Source organism: Pseudothauera nasutitermitis (assembly GCF_004801295.1).
Classification (GTDB): Bacteria; Pseudomonadota; Gammaproteobacteria; order Burkholderiales; family Rhodocyclaceae; genus Pseudothauera; species Pseudothauera nasutitermitis.
Genome location: NZ_SSOC01000001.1, coordinates 828,404 through 837,922 on the forward strand (window position 1 = coordinate 828,404; position 9,519 = coordinate 837,922).

A 9,519-nucleotide genomic window follows, 5' to 3' on the forward strand; every position below is an offset into this window, starting at 1 on the left:
AAACCATGCTGAACAACGTACCGACCGGGATCAACCGCATGGCGCGCAACGTCGTCATGAACCACCCGAACACCATGAATTGCGAGGTGTATCGCAAGACCATCACCCGCACGGCGCCGGATTCTGTCGCCGGCGCGCCGACGATGGGCGGCCTGGGCGTGCTGGATTCGATGGACGAGGAACAGTACGAATACACCTTCCTCGGTTACGGCCACGCCATGCCGGCGGATGGCGGCTTCGCGCCCGCGCCGATGGTCAAGCGCGGGGATGCCAACATCGGCTCCGGCGACGAGTTCCGGTTCCTGATCGAGCCGGAAGAACCCTCCGGGCACCCGGACTGGTTCGACGTTCGCAACCATGACGTGATGTACCTGCTGCTGGGAACAGGGCCGACACCGCCCAAGCTGGCGTTTGAGGTTGTCGGCATCGAAACCACGTCCAACATCCCGCCCTATACGACGCGCTACATCACCAACCGCCGCAACGATCTCGACTTGGTGACGCCGGGCGACTACGAGGATGCGCAAGGCGGGTAGCAAACCCGGAAAAAGCGCCGTCTGGCGAGTTCGTGAGCCTTTGAGAATAGCTGGCAGTCGGCTACCAGCCGGCGTTCCAGTGTTTGAACTTCTCCGAAAGGACACGAAACCATGACCAAGCGCATCCATCAGGATTACTTCAAGCGCGAGACTGCCGAAGTAGCCCAATTCGTCGATTCTCTGAAGGACAACGCCACCAAGGGCGGCACCTTCGATTCTGCCGCCGCCGCCGATTTCCTGGCGACGGCCACCAGCCAGAACACGGGCGTCAAGGTGCCCGACACCCTCCAGACCGTGCTGGACGAGGCGAAGGGCGACGATGCGGCCGCTCTCGTTACTCGCGCCGTTCTGGACGGTGTTTCCGTCTATGAGGCCCAGCACGGCACCCCGGCCCCGGCCGACGTGATCGAGCTGGCGCTGCACTCGGCCTACGCCACGACCGAAGCCGCCCGCCGCAAGTTCAGTCTGGACTCGGCGACCTCGGCGCACCACGACCAGATTTCGCTGCAACCGAACCGCGCCGTGGTGGCGATTCTGGCTGCCCTGGGCGAAGCCATCCCGTTCGCGCATTACCTGCCGGCGGACATCGGCTCCAACGAGGCGCGCTTGGCGATCATGACGCACCAAGCCGGCAACGAGTTCGGCGCCTATGCGCAAGGCGCGCTGCTGGATGGCGTCGATTCCGGCGACACCTACATCAGCTCCAGCCGCGTGCATACCTCCATGCCGGCCGGCTCGGGCGACGCCACCCCTGGCGCGGTAACGGGCAAGATTACCGCCATCCAGGCTACCGCCGACACCTGCGACCAGAACGCCGCCAACCTGAAGCTGCTGCGTGGCCGCTCCATCGTCTATGTGGATGGCCGCGTGGCTGCCCGCGAGGTCGATTCCGCTGGTAGCGGCAACTCGGCCGTGTCCGGCACCATCAATGTCGGCGGCACCAGCTATGCCATCGGCGGCACGATCAACACCGACACCGGCGCTTACTCGCTGACCACGACCCCCGCGCTGCCGGCTACCGTGCCCGTGGTGGTCGAAGGCTTCATCGACTTCGAGCGTGCGCCCGAGCTGACCCCGACGATCATCTCGGCGGTCAATACCTTCTCGCTGTTCGCCAAGCCCTGGCGCGTCACCACGCACCAGACCATCGACAGCCGCACCCAGATGGCGAACGAACTGGGCCTCGACCCGTACAGCGAAAGCGTGATTGCCATCCAGGCTCAGTTCGCCAACGAGCGCCACTACGACGTGCTGCGCAAGGGCGTTCGTCTGGCCGCGCTGAACACCGCGACCTTCGACTTCGGCGCCGCGCAGGCGCACGTCGATAGCGGCCGCTTCGGCGTGTGGCCCGAGCTGGCCTACCCGCTGAGTGTCGTGTCGCAGAAGATGGCCGAGGACACCATGAACCACGGTGTCACCCATCTGTACGTCACCAAGCGCGTGGCCGCGCAGTTCCTGGGCCTGCCCAGCACGCTGTTCCAGCCCTCGGGCATTGCCCCGCGCCCCGGCATCTATCGCCTGGGCCGCCTGTTCGGCCAGTACGACGTGTACTACACGCCGAAGGGCCTGAACGAAACCGCGACCAGCGCCCAGATTCTGGCCGTGGGCCGCGCCACCGATGTGACGCGCAACCCCGTGGTGCTGGGCGACGCCGTGCCGCCGACCGTCATCCCGCTGGCCGTCAATGCCGACCTGCGCCAGGGCGCCGGCTTCTACGCCCGCAACTTCACCGCCGTGAATCCGCACGACCCGTCGGCTCGCGGCTTCGCCCTCATCAACGTCACCAACATGTAAAGGACGGATGGAGCCATGACCCGCACTGTTGAACTGGGCGCTCCTTCCCTGACCGGGAAGGACGCCAACGACCTCGTAGCCGAGGTTTTCGCCGATGCCGCGTATCCCCTGAAGGTGGTGGTGCAGAACCACATGCCTCAGGACGTGGTGTTCCCCGAGGTCGAGGGCCTGTTCCTCCGCCACGTCGCCAATCCCAAGGACAGCCGGAAGACGGTGGTGATCGCCGATCACGACCTGTTCCAGCGCCTGGCGTCGAGCGTCGAACAGATCGCCGAACTGAGCCGCTGCGAACTGGCGCTGACCATCTCGGAAGCGGCCGAGGCCGCCGCCGACGCTGGCGCGCCCACTGGCGACAGCACCGAAACCGCCAAGAAGCCGTCCGATGGCCTGACCTACGACCAGCTCAAGGACGCGCTGAAGGCCAAGGGCATCGAGTTCGCGGCCAACGCCAAGAAGGCCGACCTGGCTGCGCTGCTGGATGCCGCGCCCGCCGACGCTGGCGACGGCACGGAAGGCGCTGCCGACACCGGCGCCGCGAACGCTTAATCGAGGGGAGAGGCCATGAGTACCGCTTTCGTGCGACAACTGGGTTCGGAATCCGGCGTGCAGCTCAACCCGCTGCGCGACAACTCCGAAATCCCGACCACCGACAATTCCGATCAGGTGTTCGGCATCATGATGCGGGCTACCCGTGGCCGCATCGACAAGCCGTTCGCCGTTGATCGCGGCAACGTGTTCAAGAAGCTGGGCAGTGGCGAGCAGGTGCGCCTGTCCGCCCTCAACGAGGCGTGGGTGCATGTGGTGGAGGCCCTGAACAAGGGCGCCTACCAGGCCATCGTCCAGCGTCTGAGCACGTCGGCCGCCGTCATCAAGTACGCCGTGGTGGCGCTGGAAATGAGCACGGGTGAAACCCCGGCTCCGACCGGCAACTTCACCTTCACCGTGTCCGAAACCCTGCCGGCCACGCCGTACCTGTTCGCCGTCAAGCACCTGGAGTGCTTCAACGACGGCATCGTGCTGGAGTTCCGCGCCGAGGAAGTCACCTCTGGCGGCCTGCCGGCCGACAATGACAAGCTGACCCTGCGCCTGCGGGACAAGGACGGCAACCTGCTGTACGAGTTCTACGGTTCGCTGAAAAGCGACGCCAAGGACGATTACGGCAACTCGGCCTACCTGCCCGACGTGGCCCTGGCGCAGACCGATGCGGTGGAAATCACCACGGGCGTCACCGGCGCCTCGGCTGTGATCGACTCCGATTCCGTGGCCTACGGCTACGACACCAACGGGCAGCAGAAGTGGGCGAAGTCCGGCACGCTGGTGTGCTTCGTCGAGGGCGGCACGGCCTACACCACCCAGGACTACATGGCGGCGCGCGACAAGCTGCAATACACGCAGTTCGACTACGCCTACATCTCGGCTGGTGGCACGCAGGCCCCGGCCCTGCTGGCGCAGCTCGCCCAGCTCGCGTTCGACACGAACCGCCAGCTCCGCTTCGGCATTCCGGGCAACCTGGCACCGGAGGCGGCCGTCGCGTTCGTGAATCAGCTCAACATGGGTGCCAGCCAGACCGCGCACCTGATGCACGCATTCTGGGCGCCGCTGAAGTCCGACGACCCGACCGGCATCAACCCGCACGGCTACTTCGGCACCGAGACGCTGAACATCGCCTACGGCTGCGGCCGCAACGCCCAGAAGAACGCCAAGGGCTTCGCGCCGAAGAACTACCCCATCGCGGGCCGGGAATGGCCGCTCCAGCGCACGCGCATCGTGCAGACCTACTCGCCGACCAATCAGGAACTCAACCTGCTGGCGCGCGCGAAGATCAACCCGGTGATCTACGAGACGTACACCGGCGGCGGCCGCTACGTGTTCCGCGACTCGCTGACCTGCGCGCTGGTCGAGTCGAGCCTGAAGAAGCTGATCGCGGTGGCGGATATGTCCACCAGCATCGACGAGTCCGTGACGCGCGCGGCCAAGGACTTCCTGCAACTTCCGATGGACGTGTCCGTGAAGAAGATGCGGGACTTCCTGACCACCCTGTTCGAGGGTGCGCAGGCGTCCGGCTGGCTGGTGCCGTCCAACGACCCGCAGATGAATGGTGCGGCCTGGGCCTACGACGTGCGCCCGAACGAGCAGCGCCCCTATGACGCGATGGACGTGTCGTACTGGCTCCGCTACGACGGCACGAACCGCCAGACCTTCGTCACCCAGACGCTGACCAAGTAACCCATCACCGAGAAGGACATCAACATGAGCATGAGCGAACTGTTGCGCGGGGCGATGAAGCGCCGCGAACCCGTCAAGGTGCTGGACTCGACCGGCGACGAGCCGGCGCTGTCCGGCGCCGACGACTACACCCTCCGCGACATCAAGCTATCGGCCATCGCGGTCGTTCAGCAGTGGGCGGAAACCGACGACCTGGACGACGGCGAAAGCTACGCCGGCCGCCTGATGGCGATGTTCGTGGGCATCGCCGACGCCAACCATGACGGCGATGTCACCGAGGACGAACAGGGCGTGCTGGAAGTGGCGCTCAACTCGGCCTGGGACTACCTGGTCAAGGCCGGCGTCACCGAGGAAGACGCCGGTGCGCTGCTGAACGACTGGGACGACGACGCGGCCGACCGCGTGCGCGACCTGGTGGCCTCGGTGCTGCCCGACGGCGACGACGCCGCCGGCGCCGAAATCGACAACTTCGTGTTCTCGGACGACGACAACGCGCCGGCGCTCGATGCGGTGTATCGCAAGACGCTGGTCGTGCGCAGCGGGAAGAAGGTGCGCATCAACAAGCGCATCTCCGGCCAGGTGCGCCTGTCGGCCAAGCAGAAAGTCGCCATCCGCAAGGCCCGGATGAAAAGCCATTCCGCCAGCGCCATGATGCGCCGCCTGAAGTCCATGCGCCTGCGCCGTAAGGCTGGCCTGTAACCGCTGCTCCGAGGGGGACTTGGGCGCCGCTGTGCTACCGCCGGCGGCGCCATTTTTTTTGCTATGGCGACCATTCCATCCATCGGCCAAGCGGCCACGCTGGGCGCGAACGCCCTGACTTCCATCTGGGACGGGCTTTCCCCGCACCTGATCGCCACTTTCTACGAGGTGGCGAAGACGGGCGATGACGCCTGGGATCGCATCGAGGGCAAGACCGACCCTATCGCGGTCATGGCGCCGCTGACCGACGCCAACCTGGAGATGGTGCTCAACTGGCAAAGTCCGTTCGAGCAGGCCGGCCCGGAGTCGAAGGCCCCGGCGCTGATGGCGATGCTGCAATCCGGTGCGCTCCAGCCCGTGGTCGATGCGGTCATGGGCAAGTCCAAGGAAGGCTCCGCGCAGCAGAAGTCCAACGAGTTCCTCAAGCAGTTCGAGGGACGCACCGGCATCACGAAGCTGAACAGCACGCAGGTGTTCAACGGGATGCCGCCCGTCAAGATCACGGTGACTGCGCTGTTCCGGGCCTGGCGCGATTCCGCCAGCGAAGTCGAGGCGCCGTTCAACAAGCTGATGGAGTGGGCCTTGCCCATCGAGCTGTCCAAGGACGGCTCCGTGCTCGCGCGCGCGGCCGAGACGGCCAAGGGCGACATGGGCTATGTCGAGGCCCTGATGCCCTCGAAGGCACCCACGCGGGTTGCCCTGAAATACAAGGGCCGCATCTTCTCGCCCCTGGTGATCGAGTCCATCGGTATGCCCCTCAACTCCCCCGTGGATGCCAGCGGGCGGTTCGTCCAGCTCGCCGTTCCCATGACCCTCTGCACGCTGACCGCGCTCGACCGCAAGGACTGGAGCAATGCGGCCATCGTTTCCATGTAGGAGCACCAGACGATGATTCACTTTCCCCTGCTGCGCACGCGCCGCCTGACGGTGCAACTGCGCGAGCTGTCCATCACCGAGTCCGTCGCCATCGCGTCGATGCCGACGCACCTGGAAGAAGCGTCCTGCACGGCCTTCCTGCGCGCGGCGGTGGCGTCTGCGCAAGGCATCGACGACCCCGCCGCCTGGACGGTGCAAGAGCGCATGTTGGCCGTGGCGCACTACCTGGCCGCGACGGCCGAGGACGGCCCCGACTTCGCCCTGGGCGAGGGCCATTATTCGGACTACCTGGACGGCGCGGCCGACATCCAGACCCAGGCCCAGCAGATCGAGGTGGGCGAGGTTGGCGGCGACACCTGGCACATCCGGCACCTGACCGGCGCGATGGCCGAGTCCATCGAGCGCATGACCGGCGAGGTGCAGGACGCCTCGGGCAAGCCGCTGTCCGGCCGCCTGCATTGGATTCTGGGCGCGATGGCCGCGCAAATGGTGCGCTCGGGCGAGAGCGTGCCGGACGCCGACATGGCCGAGGGCGCCTTCGACGAGTTCATGGTGGCACGCATGAAGATCATGGGCGCCTTCCCTGAAAGCGACTTCTCCGCGCTGATGGCGCTCTACTTCGCCGGCCGCGAGAAGCTGCACCACCTGTTCAAGACCGAGTTCAGCAAGGACGGCATCGTGGCTATGCCCAAAGGAGGGGCGGCAGCGAACCTGCCGCCGGCCCGATTTCCGGTTCATACCTGCCTCTCTCGAATGGCGCGCGAACTGGTCGGAAAACCTGATGAATCTGGCCTCTAGCCTCGCCCTATATTCCTCGACATCCCTGGCCGACGCCATGCAAATGCAGCCCAGCACGGTCAGGAAATTCTTCGAGGGCAAGCCGTTCGACGACTGGAAAAAAGGAAGGGAGTCCGAATTGAAAACGCAGGCGGCAATTGTGAACCGACTTAACGACGTTATCCGCGCCTGCGGCATCGTCGCCAAGACCATTGCGAGGACTCGCTGATGACCGAGAAATCCAAGTACGACGAGCACTGCTTGTCTCCTGAGACGGTTTCGGCCGAGGCGGCAGATCGTGCGGTGAAGAAGGTCTTCGCCATTCTTGGCGTCGATGTCGATAGGCCGGAGAGCGTCGAGGAATTCCGTGCTGATCTTCGCTTCGGCAGGAAGCTGCGCAAGATCGCCGACCACGGAACCCTGGCCTTTATCGGCGTGGTGGCGGCGGCGCTGGCCGCTGCGGTGTGGGCCGGGATTGTCTCGAACATTTCTGGGGGTAAATGATGAACTTCGACACTGCGTTCGAACGCCTGATCGGGCACGAGGGGGGTTACGTGAACCACCCGGAAGACCCCGGCGGCGAAACAAACTGGGGTGTCACGCTGCGCACTGCGCGCGAGGCCGGCTACACCGGCTCCATGCGCGACCTGACGCGCGACCAGGCCAAGGAAATCTACCGGACGGCCTACTGGGGCCGCGCCCAGGCGGAGCAATACGACGGCGCCATCGCCTTTCAGGTGTTCGACGCCGCCGTGAATCACGGAATCGGCCAGGCTATCCGCTTCCTTCAGCGCGCCGTGGGCGTGGCTGATGATGGCGCGGTTGGCCCGGTGACGCTCGCAGCGGTGCGCGCCATGTCCGTGACGGACGTTCTGGCGCGCTTCAACGCGGAGCGCCTGGACTTCTACACGAAGCTCTCGACCTGGCCGACGTTCGGCAAGGGTTGGGCGCGGCGGGTGGTGGGCAACCTGAAATATGCGGCGGAGGATGCGTAATGGACTGGAAAGACGTTGCCGGGGTCGTCGGTAAGGCGGCCCCCATTCTGGGCGGAATCCTGGGCGGGCCGGCCGGCGCCGCTGTGGGCGGCCTCGTTGCCACGGCGCTGGGCACGGACGCCACGCCGGATGCGGTTTCCACCGCGCTGCTGGGCGACCCGAACGCGGCCGTCAAGCTCAAGGAGCTGGAGGTCAATTCCAAGGTGCAGCTCCAGCAACTCGCGGTGAGCGCCGAACAGAACCGGCTCCAGGCCGCCGCCGCGCAGTACGCCGCCGAGGCGGCCGACCGCGACAGCGCGCGCAAGCTCGCGGCCCAGCAGCCCAAGGACTGGGTGCGCCCGTCCATCACCGTCCTGCTGCTGCTCGGCGCCGGCGGCATTGTGTTTTTCGTGTTCTCTGGCATGGCCGACACGCTGCTGCGCGACGCCACGGCGAGCCTGACCATCGGCACCATCGTCGGCTACTGGTTCAACGAGCTGAAGCAGGTGCTGGCGTTCTGGTTCGGCACCACCGGCGAGACGCAGCGCGCCAACGCCGAGGTGCGCCAGTTCGCGGTGACGCCGGGCACGGTGACGGCGGACTCGCCGGGCCAGAAGTAGCAGGGGAAATCCGGCGCCGAACCCTGCCGGCAGCCGGAAAACCGCGCCAGTTCCACGGGCGGACGGGCCATACAGTGCAGGGGAGTTTCATCAACCGAAAGGACACGAAATGACTGTCTCCAATGCCGCCTATCTCAAGGGCTTCTACGACACGACCCGCGCCCTGGGCGCCAAGGTCATTTCCAGCGACTTCACCTTTGAAATCGAAGGTTTCGAGGGGAATTACCTGCTGTGCAAGCAGGCGCCCTGGCCCGAGCTTTCGCCCGCCGGCGAAATTGAAGTGCCGACGCCGCTGGGCGCCACCATGTGGCAGCCGCAGCAACTGAAGGTTGCCCAGCAAGGGCAAATCTCGATGTTCGAGACGATTGCCGGCTCCATCGACCAGATGCTGGTGAACCTCATCACGCGCGGCGGCACCTACGCCAGCGGCGGGGCCACCTTCAACGCCAAGATTTACGAGGGCACGCCCACCAAGTTCCTGCGCGCCAAGCGCATCGTCGATGCGTTCATCCAGATGGACGTGCCCGACCGCGATTGGGAGAACCGCTCGCAGCCGCTGACCTTCAGCGGCACGCTGTTCTACCACTACTTCGGCGAAATCATCGCCGGCAACTCGGGCGACTACCGCTAATGGCGAAGCTGGCCGACCTGGCGCAGACCTTCGCCACGCAAGAGCGGCCGGCCGGCAACCTTCTGGACGAGGAAACGGTTCTGGCGCAGGCCGTCGCGGCGACCCGGTTCTATGCCGGGTTCGCCGCATTGCGCGCGCACGAGGGCGTCACGCCCGCGCCGGACATCGACGGCGACACCGCCATCACCACGTCCGAATGGGCGCTGATTCGCCCGCTGTTCCTGCTCTACGCGGAGCGGGAAACCGCGCTGCAACTGGAGGCGTCGCGCGGCATGGGCATCGACCCGTTCGGGCGTTCGGCCAGCGAAATCGCGGCCGAAATCACCCAGGCCGAGGCCGACATGCCGCACCGGGCGTTCTTCCAGCCCATCATCACCGTCTGAAGG

General features: G+C 65.8%; 13 protein-coding genes. All 13 read left to right on the forward strand.

The window, feature by feature from the left end; genetic code table 11:
* Positions 1-5: 5 nt before the first annotated feature.
* Positions 6-536: a hypothetical protein gene (locus E6C76_RS03990; protein ID WP_136346933.1), complete on the forward strand. Its 531-nt coding sequence runs from the start codon at positions 6-8 to the stop codon at positions 534-536.
* 111 nt (positions 537-647) lie between these two features.
* Positions 648-2,330: a hypothetical protein gene (locus E6C76_RS03995; protein ID WP_136346934.1), complete on the forward strand. Its 1,683-nt coding sequence runs from the start codon at positions 648-650 to the stop codon at positions 2,328-2,330.
* Positions 2,331-2,345: 15 nt separating this feature from the next.
* Positions 2,346-2,876, forward strand: coding sequence for a HeH/LEM domain-containing protein (locus E6C76_RS04000; protein ID WP_087778482.1), 531 nt, complete (start codon positions 2,346-2,348; stop codon positions 2,874-2,876).
* Positions 2,877-2,891: 15 nt separating this feature from the next.
* Positions 2,892-4,556, forward strand: coding sequence for a hypothetical protein (locus E6C76_RS04005; protein WP_136346935.1), 1,665 nt, complete (start codon positions 2,892-2,894; stop codon positions 4,554-4,556).
* 24 nt (positions 4,557-4,580) lie between these two features.
* Entirely contained in the window at positions 4,581-5,255 is a 675-nt protein-coding gene (locus E6C76_RS04010; RefSeq protein ID WP_136346936.1) for a hypothetical protein, read from the forward strand.
* A 63-nt stretch (positions 5,256-5,318) separates the two neighbouring features.
* Entirely contained in the window at positions 5,319-6,131 is an 813-nt protein-coding gene (locus tag E6C76_RS04015; RefSeq protein WP_105812230.1) for a hypothetical protein, read from the forward strand.
* A gap of 12 nt (positions 6,132-6,143) precedes the next feature.
* Complete coding sequence (locus tag E6C76_RS04020) at positions 6,144-6,929, forward strand: hypothetical protein (RefSeq protein ID WP_136346937.1); 786 nt, start codon at positions 6,144-6,146, stop codon at positions 6,927-6,929.
* The gene (locus E6C76_RS04025; protein WP_136346938.1) at positions 6,913-7,137 is read left to right on the forward strand and encodes a hypothetical protein; all 225 of its coding nucleotides are present in this window, start codon (positions 6,913-6,915) and stop codon (positions 7,135-7,137) included. The genes E6C76_RS04020 and E6C76_RS04025 overlap by 17 nt, the downstream gene beginning before the upstream one ends.
* A complete protein-coding gene (locus E6C76_RS04030) occupies positions 7,137-7,412 on the forward strand; it encodes a hypothetical protein (protein ID WP_087778471.1) in 276 nt (91 codons plus the stop codon). The genes E6C76_RS04025 and E6C76_RS04030 overlap by 1 nt, the downstream gene beginning before the upstream one ends.
* On the forward strand, positions 7,409-7,903 hold the full coding sequence (locus E6C76_RS04035; RefSeq protein WP_211090095.1) for a glycoside hydrolase family 108 protein: 495 nt from the start codon (positions 7,409-7,411) through the stop codon (positions 7,901-7,903). The genes E6C76_RS04030 and E6C76_RS04035 overlap by 4 nt, the downstream gene beginning before the upstream one ends.
* On the forward strand, positions 7,903-8,502 hold the full coding sequence (locus E6C76_RS04040; protein WP_168734232.1) for a hypothetical protein: 600 nt from the start codon (positions 7,903-7,905) through the stop codon (positions 8,500-8,502). Before E6C76_RS04035 ends, E6C76_RS04040 begins: the two co-directional genes overlap by 1 nt.
* A gap of 109 nt (positions 8,503-8,611) precedes the next feature.
* Complete coding sequence (locus E6C76_RS04045; protein WP_087778468.1) at positions 8,612-9,133, forward strand: hypothetical protein; 522 nt, start codon at positions 8,612-8,614, stop codon at positions 9,131-9,133.
* Positions 9,133-9,516: a hypothetical protein gene (locus E6C76_RS04050; protein ID WP_136346939.1), complete on the forward strand. Its 384-nt coding sequence runs from the start codon at positions 9,133-9,135 to the stop codon at positions 9,514-9,516. The genes E6C76_RS04045 and E6C76_RS04050 overlap by 1 nt, the downstream gene beginning before the upstream one ends.
* Positions 9,517-9,519: the final 3 nt, after the last annotated feature.

Bases quoted from the DNA above. Each gene is read 5' to 3' on its own strand.
- E6C76_RS03990 (WP_136346933.1), top strand. From the start codon at position 6: ATGCTGAACAACGTACCGACCGGGATCAACCGCATGGCGCGCAACGTC.
- E6C76_RS03995 (WP_136346934.1), top strand. From the start codon at position 648: ATGACCAAGCGCATCCATCAGGATTACTTCAAGCGCGAGACTGCCGAA.
- E6C76_RS04000 (WP_087778482.1), top strand. From the start codon at position 2,346: ATGACCCGCACTGTTGAACTGGGCGCTCCTTCCCTGACCGGGAAGGAC.
- E6C76_RS04005 (WP_136346935.1), top strand. From the start codon at position 2,892: ATGAGTACCGCTTTCGTGCGACAACTGGGTTCGGAATCCGGCGTGCAG.
- E6C76_RS04010 (WP_136346936.1), top strand. From the start codon at position 4,581: ATGAGCATGAGCGAACTGTTGCGCGGGGCGATGAAGCGCCGCGAACCC.
- E6C76_RS04015 (WP_105812230.1), top strand. From the start codon at position 5,319: ATGGCGACCATTCCATCCATCGGCCAAGCGGCCACGCTGGGCGCGAAC.
- E6C76_RS04020 (WP_136346937.1), top strand. From the start codon at position 6,144: ATGATTCACTTTCCCCTGCTGCGCACGCGCCGCCTGACGGTGCAACTG.
- E6C76_RS04025 (WP_136346938.1), top strand. From the start codon at position 6,913: ATGAATCTGGCCTCTAGCCTCGCCCTATATTCCTCGACATCCCTGGCC.
- E6C76_RS04030 (WP_087778471.1), top strand. From the start codon at position 7,137: ATGACCGAGAAATCCAAGTACGACGAGCACTGCTTGTCTCCTGAGACG.
- E6C76_RS04035 (WP_211090095.1), top strand. From the start codon at position 7,409: ATGATGAACTTCGACACTGCGTTCGAACGCCTGATCGGGCACGAGGGG.
- E6C76_RS04040 (WP_168734232.1), top strand. From the start codon at position 7,903: ATGGACTGGAAAGACGTTGCCGGGGTCGTCGGTAAGGCGGCCCCCATT.
- E6C76_RS04045 (WP_087778468.1), top strand. From the start codon at position 8,612: ATGACTGTCTCCAATGCCGCCTATCTCAAGGGCTTCTACGACACGACC.
- E6C76_RS04050 (WP_136346939.1), top strand. From the start codon at position 9,133: ATGGCGAAGCTGGCCGACCTGGCGCAGACCTTCGCCACGCAAGAGCGG.